Below are 15,235 nucleotides of genomic sequence, written 5' to 3' on the forward strand. Positions count from 1 at the left end.
GGTAGGTTGGGCCATTATCAGTACAAAGACCTATTTGACTAGGTTGCCTAAGCAGTGCCATGACAATTTACGTTGAGCGGCGCGCGGCGCGGCTGTGGAGGACGACATGGACCTAAGCTATGGCACGGAAGCAGAAGACTTCCGCACCGAAGTACGCAAATTCCTGCGTGACAACTGGCAGGCGAAGGGTCTGCGGGGAAGCGAACTAAAGGATTATGTCCGCGCGTTCCGGACACGCGCGACCGATGCAGGCTATTTGTACCGCGCCATTCCAAAGGAATTTGGTGGGTCAGAGCAGCCCGCCGATGTGGTGCGCGCGCAGGTCATCCGTGAAGAGTTTGCCAGCACCCGCGCCCCGATGGAGATCACCGGTAACGGCATGAATATGCTGGTGCCGACACTGCTTGAGCGTGGCACGCCGGAGCAGCGCGAAACCTTTATCCGTTCGACGATGTCGGGCGATTTCACATGGGGGCAGGGCTATTCTGAACCCGGCACCGGTTCCGATCTCGCCTCCGTCCGTACCAAGGCGGAACTTGTCGGTGATGAATGGGTCATCAATGGTCAGAAGATCTGGACGAGCCAGGGCGACCGCGCGACGCACATGTTTGCGTTGGTCCGTACCGAGCCGCAGGCCAGCAAACACGCCGGTATCTCTTATCTGCTGATCGACCTCGACCAGCCCGGCGTTACGCGCCGTCCGATCCGCCAACTGACCGGTGACGCAGGCTTTTACGAATTCTTCTTCGACAATGCGAAGGCACCGGCTGGCTGGCTGGTGGGTGACCGCGGCGATGGCTGGAACGTGTCGCGAACCACGCTGAAGCATGAACGCGCCGCCATCGGTTCGGCGACGTCGCTTGGCGGCCAGTTCGACAAGTTGATCGAACTCGCCAGGGAAATCACCCGCGATGGTCGCCCCGCCATCGAAGACCCCCAAATTCGTCAGGCGCTGACCCGAATTGAGGGCTGGGTAATGGCCCACCGCTATTCCAGCTACCGGCTGTTCAGCCTCGCTGCCGCCGGGGAGGAATCGGGTCCGATCGGACTTATGATGAAGCTGCTGCTGACCGAAACGGGTCATGAAATGGCGCTCGCTGCTCAGGATCTGATCGGCGACGATGCGCTGGTCGAACCGGCTCCTGCCGGAACGCGCGGTCGCGGCCCCGAAAAATGGCTCGATCAGGTCATGGGTTCGCTCGGCAATTCGATTGCTGGTGGCACAACCAATATTCAGCGTAATATCATCGCAGAGCGGGGCCTCGGCCTGCCGCGCGATCTGGCGATGGAGCTCGACCGATGAGGTTTCACCCAAGCGAGGAACAGCTCGCGATTCAGGATGCCGTGCGCGGTACGCTTGAGGATGTGTGGCCGAAGTCACGCGTTCAGGCATTCGTCGAGGGCGAAGCCGATTTCGACGCCGAAAGCTGGGCGGCGCTGATGGCGCTGGGTCTGGGCGGTCTGTTGCTGCCTGAAGACAAGGGCGGGGCAGGTCTGGCTTTGCTGGATGCAGCGATGGTCGCCGAAGTCGCTGGACAAGCCGCCGCAGCGGGGCCGCTGGCTGCACAAATGCTGACGGCAATGACCGTCAGCAAATCGAAGAACGAGGCCGCGCAGGCGCACCTTGAAAAGCTCGCCAGTGGCGAAAGCATCGCGACGTTCGCATTCGGTGGCGAGTGGCTGCCCGAGACATGGGACGCAACGCCCGATAAAGGCAGCGTCCGTTTCGTCCAGTCGGCAAGTGCCGCAAATCTTTTCCTGCTCGGTACGGCCGGTGGCGGCATTGCGCTGGTCGAAGCGGGCGAGGGCGTCACTGTTGAGCCGGTGAAGTCGAGCGATCGTACGCGGCGGTTATCGACGGTCACTTTCGCCGGTGCAAAGGCGTATCAACTGTTCGAAGCTGGCGACCCATTCGTCGCGCGGATATTCGACGCGGCATTGGTGCTGACCGCTGCCGATGCGTTGGGTGGCGCGCAATATTGCGTCGATCTGTCGGTTGCCTATGCAAAGGAACGCGAGCAGTTCGGTCAGCCGATCGGCCGGTTTCAGGCACTGAAGCATCAACTCGCTCAAATGGCGCTTGAAGTCGAACCGTCGCGCGCTCTGGTCTGGTACGCGGGCTATGCTCATGACGCCGATTTGCCCGATGCCGCACGCGCAGCCGCGATGGCAAAGGCCCATCTTGCGGACCGCTTCGTATCGGTTGCACGCGCGGCGGTCGCGGCGCACGGTGGTATCGGTTACACTTGGGAATATGGGCTGAACAACTGGTTCCGCCGATCATTGTTCGATCGAGCGTATCTGGGCAGTCCGGCGATCCACCGCGCCCGTTCGGCAGATCTGGCCGGATGGTGATCGAGGTCGAACCCGCCGCACTTGGGCTCTCGCTTGCGGGAACGCCCTTGCCGGTGTTCGACCACGCACCAAATAATCCGATGGGCGCGTCCCCTTTGCGGCGTCCCGGTTCTACCCGGAGAACGTCGTCGATCGACGTGACCTGGCCCGATGGGCGCGATGGGGTTGCTGTCCTTGCGGCGGACGCGCGCGATATCCTGACGCCGTTTTCCGGTGGTGCGCCGCAGATTCTGGCGCAGGATCATGCCGATGTTCTGGCCGATCATCGGGTAATCCGGACGATCAGCAGCATTCCGCCACGTCCGGCGCTGGCGCAACTTGCCGGTGCCCGCGCTGGCGGCCATTTGCGGTCCGCCCTCGACGCTGTGCTCCACGAGGAACGGATCGCCGGCACACCGCTGTACCTGCTGCTCGACGATCTTGCCGGTGCTACTCTGGTTGCGGGCTGGGCTTGGTCGCGCTGGACTAAGGACTGGTATTCGGGACTGCCGAAAGAGGAAATCGAAGCGCATTTGCGTCAGATGGAGGGAATCTGCATCGGCTTCCGTCCCGGCTCGAGCGCGCTTGGTGCGGGTGGCATACCCCGGCCCGATCAGAACGCCACGCGCGTGGTACCCTTGCAACATCCCGACGATCCAGATGGCTGGCACCCGTTGCTCGATCGCGGCGGGACCAATTTCCGCCGGGCGCGCCGGATCGACGTGTGGCGTGAAGATGGTCTGATCCATATCGATTCCGCATTTCAGGACAGCGCCAGCGCACCCGATGGCGGACAGCGGATTGCCGTCCACGAATATCGCCTGACCGCCACCGCCGATGGTGATGCCACGACGCTGTTATCGGCGGTCGCGACGGCGGGTACACTGCCCTATGCCGAATGCCCGGCCGCGCCGACCAACATCAGCGCGATGGTCGGCACGCCCTTGCGGGATCTTCGGCAGGCGGTGTTGCTCACCTTACGTAAAACTGCCGGTTGTACCCATTTGAACGATGCGGTGCGTGCGCTTGCCGAAGTTCCGCGACTGGCGGCGGCTTTGCCGGTGGCGAGCGCCAATTGACCCCGAACTTTGATGGCAAGGTCGCCGTAATCACGGGCGCGGGTGCGGGTTTTGGCGCAGCATTTGCCCGTGCGCTCGCACAACGGGGCGCAGCAGTCGCGCTGCTCGATATCGACAGCGCCGCCGCCGAACACGAGGCGAGGGCAATCCGTGACAGGGGCGGATTGGCGACCGGTTATGGCTGCGATGTCGCAGACGATGCCGCGTTCGATGATGTCCTTGCGCGCATCGTTGCCGAACGTGGCGGGGTTGATATTCTCATCAACAACGCCGGGCTGCACAGCGCCGAATTTAACAAGGGCTTTGCCGAACTTGGGTCCGCCGCAAGCCGGCGGCTGATCGACGTCAACATAATGGGCGTCGTCAACGGGTCGGTTGCCTGTCGACCGGTCATGGCGGCGCGGGGCGGCGGTGTTATCCTCAATATCTCATCAATTGCAGCATGGTCATGCACAACGGCTTATGGCGTTTCGAAACTTGCTGTGCGCGGGCTGACGCTGTCGTTTGCGCACGAATTTGCCGGTGACAATATCCGCGTCAACGCCATCGCACCGGGCCTGATCGCGACTGATAAAATCCGAGGCGACTTTCCGCCCGCGTTTTTCGACCATTTCGCCAATACGCTGCAATCTGTGCATCGTACCGGCGAGGTCGATGACGTGGTTTCGGCAATGTTGTACCTGTGTTCCGACCAGTCGAGTTTCGTGACTGGCGAAACGCTCAAAGTGTCGGGTGGCTATCCACTGGCGCTATAGGGTCCATCGTCAGCACAATGCGCCCCGCCGTTTCACCGGCACGCGCTTCGACCATCGCCGTTACGAATTCGTCGAGCGGGTAAGTCTGTCCGATGGGAGGGTGCAAATGGCCCGCTTCGTACAGGTCGAACAATGCCGTCACGTTTGCGGTCGCTGCCTCTGGTTCAAATTCGCCGAACTGACGCACATCGACGCCGATCATCGACGCGCCCTTCAACAGTGCCAGATTGGCCGGAACCTTGGCGATTGTGCCGCTGGCAAAACCGATCACCAGCAGTCGGCCGTTCCATGCGAGGGACCGGAACGCGGGTTCGGTGGCCGCGCCGCCGATGGGGTCGATCACGACATCGACCGTCTGTCCGCCGTTGGCCGCCTTCACATCATCGCGCCATGTTTCAGAACGCGAATCCACAGTTGCAAAGGCACCGCCCTGCGTCGCCAGCGCGCGCTTCGTCTCACTCGACGCCGACCCTATCACCTTTGCACCCAATGCTTTGGCAACCTGAATCGCGGCATAGCCAACAGCGCCTCCGGCCCCGAGAACCAGCACGGTTTCCCCGGCCTTTAGCTGCCCGCGCTGGACCAGCGCATAATAGGCGGTCGCGTAGCTGACCCGGAATACTGCTGCTTCGACGAAGTTCATCGATTGCGGAATAGGAAGCGCCAGTTTTGCGGGAACGACCGATTCCTCGGCAAATGCCGCGCCGAATGCACTGGCAAGCACGCGCTGACCGATCCGTGCTGGATCGACGCCTTCGCCGACCGCAGTTACGATGCCCGAAAATTCGCTGCCGGGAATGAACGGAAGCGGCGGCTTCAACTGATACTCACCCGCCGCGACGAGGACATCGACAAAGCTGACTCCCGCCGCCTGAACCGCGATCGTCAGCTTGCCGGGGCCGGGAGGTGCAAGCTCGCGGTCTTCCAGAGCAAAAGTCGATGGCGCGCCAAACGCGCTGATGATGACGGCGCGGCTCATCGGCCGGTCCAGACCGGTGCGCGCTTTTCGGAGAATGCGAGCGGGCCTTCTGTGGCATCCTCACTCGATCGCCACGCCTCATAGGCCGGATAGCTCGACTGATTGGCGAGCGCGGCTTGCAGGCTCGGCTCATCCAGCCCGCGATAAACGACTTCCTTCGACGCGCGCAGTGCAGCAGGGGCCGCCCGCAGTATCTCTGCACACCAGCGCGCAATCGCCGCGTCCAGTTCGTCGGCAGCCACGACTTCGTTGACGAACCCCAGCCGATACCCTTCCGCTGCGCTCACCCGTCGCGCCGTCAGGATCATACCCATCGCCTGTTTCGTGCCGATCTCACGCGCCAGCCGGTGCAACCCGCCACCGAATGCGATGGCACCGACCAGCGGTTCCGGCAGTCCGAAGCTTGCGGTATCGGCGGCAATAATCACGTCGCACGCCAGCGCCACCTCGAACCCGCCGCCGAGCGCAAGGCCGTTGACTGCGGCGATCAATGGCTTGGCACAGTCGAACCGCTCGATCAGCCCGGCATAGCCACTCTTGGGATAGACCGGATGCTCTCCGCGCAACGCCACCGCTTTCAGGTCGCTTCCCGCGCAGAACGCCTTTGGTCCAGCACCCGTGACCACACAGATATATTGCTCAGGGTCGGCGGCGAAGTCATCGAACGCGGCCTGCAATTCCTGGTGCATCCCGCCGTTGATGGCGTTCATCACTTCGGGGCGGTTCAGGGTGACGGTGGTGACGTGGTTCGCTGCGGAAACGCGGATGAAGTCCATGGTTATTCGATCCTGATCAGGCTGATGCGGGCGCGCGGCCGCGAACGTGGAACGGCGGATAAAGCGAGTCCGCCTTTTGATAGTCAATCCGTACCTGTCGATGCGCGATTTGCCAGCGCCCATCCGTCCGCACGAGGCGGTCGACATAATGACCGTGATGATCGAGCCCCTCGTTCGTCAGCACCTGAAAATACGTCCGTGCCTGCGCGACGTCGTCCTCGACCTCGATCAATGACGTGGTGATGTGATGCCGTGACACTTCCAGCGCCGGGTTGCGTTTGGTCCCACCGCCGCCCGAAAGCCGCTCGATAATTGCGGCACGGCCCCTTGTCGTCACGCCGGAAAACTCAATCACACCATCTTCGGCGAAAGCATCGGCAAGTGCCCCAACGCGTCCCCTGTCGCCGTTGATATTATAGACCGCCATCAAATGGCGGATCGCCTCGCGATCTTCGCACAAATTACTCATGTTAGGCTCCTCAACAGCGCAGCGCGCCAGTCACCCGGATTGCGGGCGCCGATAAACTCGGCATCCAGTCGATCGACCAGTTCGGCAACGCTTGGGATATCGTCGATCAGGCCGGTCGAGTGTCCGCCGCTCCAGATGTTTTTCCACGCCTTGACGCCCGTCGGCAAATCGGGCCGGTGCATCCCCTTTGGCGGCGGCAGATTATCCGGGTCGAGGCCGTGTTCGATCATCGATGGGCGCAGGAAACTTGCCGCCATTCCCGCAATCGCATCGGTGTAAAGCACGTCCTCACTTCGCGAATCCACCAGCATCTGCTTGTGCGGATCAAAGGTGCCCGATTCGCGCGTGGCGATGAACCGCGTGCCCATCACGACGATATCGGCCCCCAGCGCGAGCGCGGCAGCGATACCGTTGCCATCCGCAATGCCGCCCGCCAGCATGATCGTGCCATCGAATATGCGCCGGACCTGCGGCAGGAATGCAAAGGGATTGAGCGTCCCTGCATGACCACCCGCGCCACCGCCAACGAGCATCAACCCGTCGACCCCCGACGCAATTGCCTTTTCGGCAAAGCGCATCGTCGTCACGTCATGGAATACGGTGCCGCCCCATTCATGCGCCGCCTCGACCTCTGCCTTTGGATCGCCAAGATTGGTGAGGATCAGCGGCACGCGCGCTTTCCGGCAGGTTTCAAGGCGTTCGGCCCGCACCTGCTGGTCGATCGCATTGGACGCCAGCAGATTGACGCAAAACGGCGCAAAGCGTTCGCCACGGTCCAGACTTTCGGCTTCCGCATCGCGAATGGCGCCCAGCCAGGCATCGAGGTTTTCGGGCGCGCGTGGATTGCCGCTGGGAAACGCGCCGATTATGCCTGCGCGACAGGAGGCGATGACGAGTTCCAGACTGGAGCAGATCAACATTGGTGCCTGCATCACAGGCAGGCGCAATTGTGACCAATCGATGCTCATCATTCCTCCCTAGTTGCCGAGCGTCGCCAAAATGGCTAGCGCGGCGATCGGATCATAGGTAACTAGGTGCAACAGGCCCGTCGAGGGCCTTTTCTTTCGGACGGAGCTGGCATGGCGATCAAGACGCGGATTACGGAACTACTCGGGATCGCACATCCTATTGTTCAGGGGGGAATGCAGGGTGTCGGCACGGCTGGCATGGCATCTGCGGTTTCCAATGCTGGCGGCCTTGGCATCATTACCGGCCTGACTCAGCCGACTCCAGAAGCATTGCGCGAAGAGATTGAGCTTTGCCGGACGCTGACGTCCAAACCCTTCGCTGTGAACATGACCGTTTTTCCGACGATCAATTCACCCGATTACAAAGCCTATGCGCAGGCGATCATCGATGGCGGCGTAAAGATCGTAGAGACGGCAGGCACGCCCGCCGTTCGCGAGATCTGGGAGCAGTTGAAGCCCCACGGTATCGTCATTCTCCACAAATGCACCGCGGTTCGTCACGCGCTGTCGGCGGAACGCGCCGGTTGCGACGTGATTTCAATCGACGGCTTCGAATGTGCGGGCCATCCCGGTGAAGACGATATTCCCGGCCTGATCCTGATCCCCGCAGCCGCCGATAAGGTGAAGATCCCGATGCTTGCCAGTGGCGGGTTCGGCGATGGCCGTGGTCTGGCGGCGGCGCTCGCGCTGGGTGCGGACGGTATCAACATGGGCACGCGCTTCTGCGCGACCGTGGAGGCACCGATTCACGACAATGTGAAGCAGGCCTATGTCAACAATGACGAGCGCGGATCTATGCTGATCTTCCGCAGTTTGAAAAACACCGCCCGCGTCGGTCGCAGCGCGGTTTCGGAGGAGGTGGTCCGCCGCCTCGCCGCACCGGATGCGAAATTCTCCGATGTGCAGGAACTCGTTGCCGGAACTGCCGGACGCGAATTGCTTGCCACCGGCGACCTGACGAAGGGTGTGTTCTGGGCGGGCATGATTCAGGGTCTCATCCATGATATCCCAACGTGTCAGGTGTTGATCGACCGGATCGTTGCCGACGCCGAAGAAATTATTCGCGGACGGCTTGCCGGTTTCCTCGTCTGATCTTTTTTCGTTTTCAAGTTTAGGAGCATTTAAATGGCAGAAGCCTATATCGTCGCCGCCGTCCGCACTGCCGGGGGCCGTCGCAATGGTCGTCTGGCTGGTTGGCATCCTGTCGACCTCGGCGCGAAGGTACTCGATTCGGTTGTCGCCCGTGCAGGTGTCGCACCCGACGCTATCGAAGACGTCATCATGGGTTGCGTCACGCAGGCCGGTGAACAGTCGATGCAGGTCGGTCGCAATATCGTGCTCGCCTCGTCGCTTCCGGTCAGCGTTCCTGCTGTCACCATCGACCGTCAGTGCGGCAGTTCGCAACAGGCAATTCAGTTCGCCGCTCAGGCAGTGATGTCGGGCACGCAGGACATCATCATCGCGGCGGGCATCGAAAGCATGACGCGCGTGCCGATGGGCTCCGCTGCACTGCATGATACCGGCGTCCAGTATCTCAGCCAGGCTGTGAAGGACCGTTTTGGCGTGGCTGGGTTCAGCCAGTTCGGTGGCGCAGAAATGATCGCCAAGAAGTGGAGCTTCACCCGGGCCGACCTCGATGCTTTCGGGTTGGAGAGCCATTTGCGCGCGCAGGCCGCGACCAAGTCGGGCGCGTTCGACAAGGAAATCGTGCCGATCGAAATCACGCTGGCCGATGGCACGACCGAAATGCACGTCGTCGATGAAGGTATCCGTTGGGATGCGTCGATCGAAGGCATGGAAAAGGTCAAACTGCTGGTCGAGGGTGGCGTTATCACCGCTGCGACGTCCAGCCAGATCACCGACGGCGCAAGCGCGGTGATGATCGTTTCCGAACGTGCTTTGAAAGAGCATAACCTGACCCCGCTCGCGCGGATCGTGAGCATGACAGTGACGGCGGGCGATCCGGTCGTGATGCTCGAAGAGCCGTTGTTTGCCACCGACAAGGCATTGAAGCGCGCAGGAATGACGATCGATCAGATCGACATGTACGAAGTCAACGAAGCTTTCGCGCCAGTGCCAATGGCTTGGCTGAAGCATATCGGCGCTGATCCCGCCAAGCTGAACGTCAATGGCGGTGCCATCGCCCTCGGACATCCGCTGGGTGCTTCGGGAACGAAGCTGATGTCGACATTGATTTATGGCCTGAAGGCGCGTGGGCTGAAATACGGCTTGCAGACGATGTGTGAGGGTGGCGGCGTCGCCAACGTCACGATCATCGAAGCACTCTGATCGGGATCGCGCGATGACCGCACTCGCTGGTAAAGTCGCAATCGTAACCGGCGCATCGAAGGGGATGGGCCGCCATTTCGTCGATGCACTGGTTGCGGCCGGTGCGCGCGTGGCGTGTCTTGCCCGCGCGTCTGCCGAACTCGACGCGGTGGTCGCGCGGCATGGCGATAAAGTTGCGGGTTTCCCCTGCGACGTGTCGAGCGTGACGGCGGTCGATGCCGCAATTTCTGCGGTGGCGGCGCACTTCGGTTCGATCGACATTCTCGTCAATAATGCGGCGATTTTCTTCCCCTTCTTGCTGGAGGAAGCGAAACCCGAACAGGTCGAGCGTCATATCGGGGTCAATTTGCTTGGCCCGATCTGGTGCATCCGTGCGGCCATCCCGCATCTGCGTAAATCAAAGGGCCAGATCGTCACGATCAGCTCTGAATCGGTGCGGATGCCATTCCCCTATCTGACCATTTATGCCGCCACAAAGGCTGCTGTGGAAACGCTGTCACAGGGTTTGCGCGACGAATTGCGCGAACACGATATCCGCGTGTCCGTCCTGCGATCGGGGTCGGTTGCGGGGGGCACCGGTGGCGCAGAATGGGATCCAGAGGTCGCACAACGCTTTTTCGAGACGATTAAGCGCACCGGCCATGCCGCTTTTACGGGTGACTATACCGAACCACAAACGATGGCTGCCACGCTGGTCGCCGTGCTGTCACTGCCCGCTGACGTCAACATTGACTTGATCGAGGCGCGCTCGGCCTATGCGGCCAACGAAGGGTCGCTTGCCCGCGCCAGCGCCAACAGAACTTAACAACAATACAGGACTCCAGATAATGCAGATTACCAACCAAACCGCAGCAGTCGTTACCGGCGGCGCATCCGGCCTTGGCGAAGCAAGCGCACGCGCGCTCGCGGATGCTGGCATCAAGGTCGCGATCTTCGACCTTAACGCCGAAAAGGGCGAAGCGATTGCCAAGGAAATCGGTGGCGTTTTCTGCAACGTCAACATCACCGACGAAGACAGCGTTGTCGCTGGTTTTGAAAAGGCCCGTGCCGCTCACGGCCAGGAACGCGTTCTTGTGCATTGCGCGCAGACATCGCGCGGCGGCAAAACGGTCGGCAAGAACCGCGACACTGGTGGTTTCAAGCGTTTCTCGACGGCCGATTACGAATATTCGATCCTCGGCATATTGGTTGCCAGCTACCGTTTGGCTTCACTGTCGGCACTCGGCATGGCGGAACTCGAGCCACTCGAAGATGGCGAGCGCGGCGTAATCACGCTGACTGCTTCGGCTGCTGCACAGGACGCACAGGTCGGTCAGGTCGGTTACGGCTCGGCAAAGGCGGGCGTTAATGGCCTCGCGCTGCCAATGGCGCGCGATCTCATGGACCTCGGCATTCGCGTCAATTCGATCATGCCCGGTATCTTCGCGACGCCACCGATGCTCGGTGTGCCGCCAAAGGTGCTTGAAGTCCTTTCGGCATCGGTGCCGTTCCCCAAGCGTCTGGGCAAGCCTTCCGAATTTGGCAGCCTTGTTCTGGAACTGGTCCGTAACAGCTATTTCAACGGTCAGAATATCCGGCTCGACGGCGCGATCCGGATGCCACCGCGCTGAGCCTTTGTGACTCAATCAGAAACGAAAACAGCGGACCGGGTGCCTTCGGGTTTCCGACCGCTGGCCCTTACCGATGGGTTCATTGGGCATAACGGTCCGGTGTACATCGATCGAACGGGCGCTGAACCGGTCTTCGGGTTCAGCATCCGCGATACGCACTGCAATCCGATGGCGATTTGTCACGGTGGCTGGGTTGCGACCATGATGGACATGGTCCTGCCGCTGACCGCGCGTTTTTCCGTGCCCGATCTCGCCGATCATTTCCTGCTGACCGTCAACATGGCGGTCGACTATCTCGGCTCTGCGCGTTTGGGCGCATGGGTCGAAGGACGGGGGCAGGTTCTCAAACGCACCGGCCGCATGGTGTTCACGCAGGGTCTGCTGACTGTGGACGGTGAACCGATCGCACGGGCCAGCGGCATCTTTCGGATCGGTCCGACTGCGCCGCCGATCGACGAGTTGGGTGGTTAATCCAGCCTCTCCGCCAAAATCGCTTTCACAGTCATTCGCCATCATCCAACAAATGCTGATAAAGCACGGGATTTATTAGAGTTTTGTTCGGCTCTGATCGTCGCCGTTCGCAGTCGTCCGGAAACGGATGTGGGACTGAGTGTGGGACTGGAGCTCGGCGCCGGGCTTTAAACGCGGCGGTCGCCGTGCTAATTTCCGGGCATGGGAAAGCTGACCGCGACCATTATCAGCGCGCTATCCGAGCCCGGTCGCTATCCAGATGGCGACGGTCTCTATCTCAAAGTCTCGCCTTCGGGCGGGAAGAGCTGGGTTTTGCGTATCCAGGTGGACGGGACCCGGCGCGATATCGGTCTCGGTGAAGTACGCCACGTCCCAGTGCGCGCGGCGCGACTGGAAGCCGCAGCAGCCAGGAAGCTCGCGGCAGCCGGCGTAGATCCGCTCGAGGAGCGCCGGAAGGTCCAGAAGGTCGTCCCCACCTTCGAGCAGGCAGCTAAGAGGGCTCATGCCGAAATGGTCAAGGGCTGGAAGAACGGCAAGCATACCAAGCAGTGGATCAAGACCCTCGAGCTCTACGCCTATCCCAAGCTCGGTAAGCTAAAGGTCGATAAGATCGATGGCCCTCTGATTCGCGACGTCCTCGCCGAAATCTGGCTCGAGATCCCCGAGACAGCGCGGCGCGTTCGGCAGCGTATAGGAACAGTGCTCGACTGGTCATTCTCCAACGGCTTTCGCGAGACTGAAGCGCCGATGCGCTCAATATCAAAAGGACTGCCTCGGCAACCGAAGAAGAAGGGTCACTTTGCAGCGCTTCCGCATGCCAAGGTAGCCGGTTTTGTAGTCCGGCTGCAGTCGAAGCTGCCGTGCGCCAGCACCCTCGCACTCGAAGCACTTGTGCTCACGGCAGTCCGCTCCGGCGAGATTCGGGGAGCGCGCTGGTCAGAACTCAACGAGGATATGACCCTGTGGACCATCCCTGAAGACCGGATGAAGATGGAGATTGAACATGTCGTGCCCTTGTCGCGGCAGGCGACTGATGCATTTCTGCGGGCTCAGGCGTTGCGCGTTGAGGATTGCGATCTAATTTTTCCGAGCGGAATCTCGGGCGCGGCACTTTCGGACATGGCGCTCCTCGAGCTGGTCCGGGGAATGAACCTTGCGGTCACGGTTCATGGTTTCCGTTCGAGCTTTCGCGACTGGGCGGCCGAAGAAACCGAGGTTGCTGATGCGGTGGCAGAAGCGTCCCTGGCTCATGCGGTCGAGGGCAAGACGAGGGCTGCCTATTTGCGCACTGACTTTTTCAAGAAGCGGCGTACCTTAATGCAGGATTGGGCTGACTATTGCGTTCCGCCGGCAAAGCCGGCCGCCAATCCGCATGCGCCGCGGACGGCGAAACCGCTGACAAAATCGGAAATCGTGCCGATGGCGGCGATGGTCCAGCCGCGTCGGCGAAAGTTCCTTCCGCGGTGATCGCTTCGCAATGAAGCATGAGCTTTGTTCCCGGTCGCCGGGCGGCGGCGATATCTGGAAACCTGTTTGGGTGGGGATGGTCTCCGCTGTTCGAGGCTAGAGCCCGCAGATGTTCAAGATGAAGGCTTGGGCGACGGGGCTGTCCTGGATCCGCGACTAACCCGCAAGATCAATGAAGCTGGTTTTCGGACGCCCACGCCGCCGCGGAGTGTTTGGTTGATTTCCCTCGCTGCTGGCGCGTTGCTTTCCGACGAAGGCTTCCAGGCTGCGGACTTTAATTAACGTCGCTTTTCCGATCTTGATTACATCGAATTCTCCGGCACCGATCAGTTCGTAGAGTTTGGTTCTGCCGATCCCAAGCATTTCAGCGGCCACGGGAATGCGCACCGACAAACGATCGCGCGGTCTAAGAACTGTGGCCGTCATGCGGGCGCTCCAGACTCCAACCGGCCTTCCCGATTTCGAGCTGGGCGATTTTTTACGAAGACACGATCTCCCTCCAGAAACGCTACCAGCATCGCGGGGATCAAAGAGGTGGCTCGGCAAAACTGAACATGGCGATAAGTGGAGTTTCTGCTTGATGGCGACCAGGATGGTCGTGAACAGGAGAGACGATGAGCAAGAGACCACGCCGGAATCACAGCCCGGCATTTAAGGCAAAGGTAGCGCTGGCGGCGGTGAAGGGCGAAAAGACGCTGGCGGATTTGGCGCAGCAGTTTGACGTTCATCCCAATCAGATCACGCAGTGGCGGAGCCAGCTTCTGGAAGGAGCTGCCGGGGTTTTCGGATCCGAGGGACGCATCGCGATTGAAGAACCGATCGATGTAAAAACGCTGCACGCCAAGATTGGCGAGTTGACGCTGGTCAATGATTTTTTGTCAGGGGCGCTCGGCAAGGCAGGTCTGTTGCCGAGCGCAAAACGATGATCGACCGTTCACATGCGCTGCCGGTGTCGCGCCAGGCGCAGGCGGTGGTGCGCAGTGCCACCGTGTCGGCTGCCGGACTCTGCAGTTCGCGCGTGTCTTCGATGAGGATGACGCGCTCATCGACCCATGCCATTTCGGCGAGCAGCGCGTTGGCGAGCGTCGTCTTGCCCGAACTCGTGCCGCCAGCGATCAGTATGTTGTAACGCTGGGTGACGCAGGCCTTCAGCCGGTCGGCAGCTGCCTCCGCCATAATGCCGTCGGCGACATAGTCATCAAGGCTGTAGAGTCGTTCTGCAGGCTTGCGGATTGAGAAGCAGGGCGCGATCGACACGGGCGGGAGCACGCCTTCGAACCGCTCGCCGGCCCGGCCTTCAACGTGCGGCGGCAGTTCGGCCGATACGATTGGCGCGTCGCCATGCACTTCGGCGCGGGCGTGCGATGCGACCAGGCGGATGATCCGTTCGACTTGTGCGGCCTCCATGCGGACATTGTCGCAGCGCGCGACCATTGCTGGCGAAGAGGGAACGGCCGAACAGGTCATGTATCTTCAGCAGGTCGCCATGGCGACGAAGGGTAATACCGGAGCCTTCAACGCCCTTATGAAGGTGATGGCGTCGCGTGCTGCCGCCGGGCCGCCGCCGTTAACGCCGCAGGAAATCGCGTCAGAAGCTGCCGACATTGCTCACCTCAAGGAGATACCCCTGCGGCGGTGACATGATGCCATAAGATGTCAGGAGCTTTTTGAGCCCCACGTCGGACAAATTCAGTTTGGCGGCGAGGTCGCGCATCGGCGCCGACCACGCAAACGCTAACAGATCCTCGGGCATGACTAACATATTGGTAGTGTACGCTAGTTGTTCTTGAGATATCGAAAAAGAGTAGCGCTCGAACTACGATGTGACGGAGGAGCTGATATCCGGTTTCGCTCAAGGCCGTATGTCATTCGGGCTTCGCATCGGGGCATTCCTGCCATTGCTGGGTAATCCCTGTCAGTCGCCACCTATGGCATGATCGCCAATGTAGATTTGACCACATGGCGTGAGCCGGGACGCATTGCGCGCCTTTGACATGCGGACCGGCCATCTCTGTTAAATGGCCCACCCGTGGGTGAC

The 15,235-nt window shown here is 60.9% G+C and carries 16 protein-coding genes and 2 pseudogenes; 12 read left to right on the forward strand and 6 right to left on the reverse strand.

What is annotated here, in order from left to right; genetic code table 11:
• Positions 1–106: 106 nt before the first annotated feature.
• The 4 genes from D3Y57_RS03570 to D3Y57_RS03585 are packed head-to-tail and all read left to right on the forward strand — an operon-like array spanning position 107 to position 4,168.
• Positions 107–1,303, forward strand: coding sequence for an acyl-CoA dehydrogenase family protein (locus D3Y57_RS03570; protein WP_121152100.1), 1,197 nt, complete (start codon positions 107–109; stop codon positions 1,301–1,303).
• Positions 1,300–2,355: an acyl-CoA dehydrogenase family protein gene (locus D3Y57_RS03575; protein WP_121151406.1), complete on the forward strand. Its 1,056-nt coding sequence runs from the start codon at positions 1,300–1,302 to the stop codon at positions 2,353–2,355. Before D3Y57_RS03570 ends, D3Y57_RS03575 begins: the two co-directional genes overlap by 4 nt.
• Positions 2,349–3,413 carry a DUF2889 domain-containing protein gene (locus tag D3Y57_RS03580; RefSeq protein WP_121151408.1) on the forward strand — a complete coding sequence of 355 codons (1,065 nt, stop codon included), beginning with the start codon at positions 2,349–2,351 and terminating at the stop codon, positions 3,411–3,413. Before D3Y57_RS03575 ends, D3Y57_RS03580 begins: the two co-directional genes overlap by 7 nt.
• Positions 3,410–4,168 (forward strand): SDR family NAD(P)-dependent oxidoreductase, encoded by a 759-nt coding sequence (locus D3Y57_RS03585; protein WP_121151410.1) that lies wholly within the window; start codon positions 3,410–3,412, stop codon positions 4,166–4,168. The genes D3Y57_RS03580 and D3Y57_RS03585 overlap by 4 nt, the downstream gene beginning before the upstream one ends.
• Here the strand turns inward: D3Y57_RS03585 and D3Y57_RS03590 are convergent.
• The 4 genes from D3Y57_RS03590 to D3Y57_RS03605 are packed head-to-tail and all read right to left on the reverse strand — an operon-like array spanning position 4,134 to position 7,363.
• Positions 4,134–5,147, reverse strand: coding sequence for an NADPH:quinone oxidoreductase family protein (locus D3Y57_RS03590; RefSeq protein WP_121151412.1), 1,014 nt, complete (start codon positions 5,145–5,147; stop codon positions 4,134–4,136). The two genes, D3Y57_RS03585 and D3Y57_RS03590, sit on opposite strands and share 35 nt — an antisense overlap.
• On the reverse strand, positions 5,144–5,929 hold the full coding sequence (locus D3Y57_RS03595) for an enoyl-CoA hydratase-related protein (RefSeq protein WP_430738998.1): 786 nt from the start codon (positions 5,927–5,929) through the stop codon (positions 5,144–5,146). Before D3Y57_RS03595 ends, D3Y57_RS03590 begins: the two co-directional genes overlap by 4 nt.
• A 10-nt stretch (positions 5,930–5,939) precedes the next feature.
• Positions 5,940–6,392 carry a nuclear transport factor 2 family protein gene (locus tag D3Y57_RS03600; protein WP_121151416.1) on the reverse strand — a complete coding sequence of 151 codons (453 nt, stop codon included), beginning with the start codon at positions 6,390–6,392 and terminating at the stop codon, positions 5,940–5,942.
• Positions 6,389–7,363, reverse strand: a complete 975-nt coding sequence (locus D3Y57_RS03605; RefSeq protein WP_239025724.1) for an NAD(P)H-dependent flavin oxidoreductase — start codon at positions 7,361–7,363, stop codon at positions 6,389–6,391. The genes D3Y57_RS03600 and D3Y57_RS03605 overlap by 4 nt, the downstream gene beginning before the upstream one ends.
• A 108-nt stretch (positions 7,364–7,471) precedes the next feature.
• Here D3Y57_RS03605 and D3Y57_RS03610 point away from each other — a divergent pair, with 108 nt between their 5' ends.
• From D3Y57_RS03610 to D3Y57_RS03635, 6 genes are all read left to right on the forward strand, one after another.
• Complete coding sequence (locus tag D3Y57_RS03610; protein ID WP_121151417.1) at positions 7,472–8,452, forward strand: NAD(P)H-dependent flavin oxidoreductase; 981 nt, start codon at positions 7,472–7,474, stop codon at positions 8,450–8,452.
• A 33-nt stretch (positions 8,453–8,485) separates the two neighbouring features.
• Entirely contained in the window at positions 8,486–9,649 is a 1,164-nt protein-coding gene (locus D3Y57_RS03615) for an acetyl-CoA C-acetyltransferase (RefSeq protein ID WP_121151419.1), read from the forward strand.
• A 13-nt stretch (positions 9,650–9,662) separates the two neighbouring features.
• Positions 9,663–10,454, forward strand: a complete 792-nt coding sequence (locus tag D3Y57_RS03620) for an SDR family oxidoreductase (protein ID WP_121151422.1) — start codon at positions 9,663–9,665, stop codon at positions 10,452–10,454.
• Positions 10,455–10,476: 22 nt separating this feature from the next.
• Entirely contained in the window at positions 10,477–11,259 is a 783-nt protein-coding gene (locus D3Y57_RS03625) for an SDR family NAD(P)-dependent oxidoreductase (RefSeq protein ID WP_121152102.1), read from the forward strand.
• Positions 11,260–11,265: 6 nt separating this feature from the next.
• Positions 11,266–11,730, forward strand: a complete 465-nt coding sequence (locus D3Y57_RS03630; protein WP_162986920.1) for a PaaI family thioesterase — start codon at positions 11,266–11,268, stop codon at positions 11,728–11,730.
• Positions 11,731–11,931: 201 nt separating this feature from the next.
• The gene (locus D3Y57_RS03635) at positions 11,932–13,197 is read left to right on the forward strand and encodes a tyrosine-type recombinase/integrase (RefSeq protein WP_121151426.1); all 1,266 of its coding nucleotides are present in this window, start codon (positions 11,932–11,934) and stop codon (positions 13,195–13,197) included.
• A gap of 156 nt (positions 13,198–13,353) precedes the next feature.
• On the opposite strand, the gene D3Y57_RS03640 is transcribed toward D3Y57_RS03635, so the two are convergent.
• Entirely contained in the window at positions 13,354–13,623 is a 270-nt protein-coding gene (locus D3Y57_RS03640) for a helix-turn-helix domain-containing protein (RefSeq protein ID WP_121151428.1), read from the reverse strand.
• Between the two features lie 188 nt (positions 13,624–13,811).
• Here D3Y57_RS03640 and D3Y57_RS03645 point away from each other — a divergent pair.
• Positions 13,812–14,170 (forward strand): annotated as a pseudogene (locus D3Y57_RS03645) (transposase); the annotation flags it as partial.
• Here the strand turns inward: D3Y57_RS03645 and D3Y57_RS03650 are convergent.
• A pseudogene (locus tag D3Y57_RS03650) lies at positions 14,170–14,610 on the reverse strand (ATPase, T2SS/T4P/T4SS family); the annotation flags it as partial. The pseudogenes D3Y57_RS03645 and D3Y57_RS03650 sit on opposite strands and share 1 nt — an antisense overlap.
• Here D3Y57_RS03650 and D3Y57_RS20010 point away from each other — a divergent pair.
• Positions 14,603–14,836, forward strand: coding sequence for a hypothetical protein (locus D3Y57_RS20010; protein ID WP_162986862.1), 234 nt, complete (start codon positions 14,603–14,605; stop codon positions 14,834–14,836). The pseudogene D3Y57_RS03650 and the gene D3Y57_RS20010 sit on opposite strands and share 8 nt — an antisense overlap.
• The last annotated feature ends 399 nt before the right edge of the window (positions 14,837–15,235 follow it).

Source organism: Sphingomonas paeninsulae, from assembly GCF_003660165.1.
Taxonomy (GTDB): Bacteria; Pseudomonadota; Alphaproteobacteria; order Sphingomonadales; family Sphingomonadaceae; genus Sphingomonas_O; species Sphingomonas_O paeninsulae.

Excerpts from the sequence above, each read along its gene's own strand:
- D3Y57_RS03610 (WP_121151417.1), top strand. The coding sequence starts at position 7,472 with ATGGCGATCAAGACGCGGATTACGGAACTACTCGGGATCGCACATCCT.
- D3Y57_RS03590 (WP_121151412.1), bottom strand. The coding sequence starts at position 5,147 with ATGAGCCGCGCCGTCATCATCAGCGCGTTTGGCGCGCCATCGACTTTT.
- D3Y57_RS03625 (WP_121152102.1), top strand. The coding sequence starts at position 10,477 with ATGCAGATTACCAACCAAACCGCAGCAGTCGTTACCGGCGGCGCATCC.
- D3Y57_RS03635 (WP_121151426.1), top strand. The coding sequence starts at position 11,932 with ATGGGAAAGCTGACCGCGACCATTATCAGCGCGCTATCCGAGCCCGGT.
- D3Y57_RS03575 (WP_121151406.1), top strand. The coding sequence starts at position 1,300 with ATGAGGTTTCACCCAAGCGAGGAACAGCTCGCGATTCAGGATGCCGTG.
- D3Y57_RS03600 (WP_121151416.1), bottom strand. The coding sequence starts at position 6,392 with ATGAGTAATTTGTGCGAAGATCGCGAGGCGATCCGCCATTTGATGGCG.
- D3Y57_RS03615 (WP_121151419.1), top strand. The coding sequence starts at position 8,486 with ATGGCAGAAGCCTATATCGTCGCCGCCGTCCGCACTGCCGGGGGCCGT.
- D3Y57_RS03580 (WP_121151408.1), top strand. The coding sequence starts at position 2,349 with ATGGTGATCGAGGTCGAACCCGCCGCACTTGGGCTCTCGCTTGCGGGA.
- D3Y57_RS03605 (WP_239025724.1), bottom strand. The coding sequence starts at position 7,363 with ATGATGAGCATCGATTGGTCACAATTGCGCCTGCCTGTGATGCAGGCA.
- D3Y57_RS03640 (WP_121151428.1), bottom strand. The coding sequence starts at position 13,623 with ATGACGGCCACAGTTCTTAGACCGCGCGATCGTTTGTCGGTGCGCATT.
- D3Y57_RS03620 (WP_121151422.1), top strand. The coding sequence starts at position 9,663 with ATGACCGCACTCGCTGGTAAAGTCGCAATCGTAACCGGCGCATCGAAG.
- D3Y57_RS03570 (WP_121152100.1), top strand. The coding sequence starts at position 107 with ATGGACCTAAGCTATGGCACGGAAGCAGAAGACTTCCGCACCGAAGTA.
- D3Y57_RS20010 (WP_162986862.1), top strand. The coding sequence starts at position 14,603 with ATGCGGACATTGTCGCAGCGCGCGACCATTGCTGGCGAAGAGGGAACG.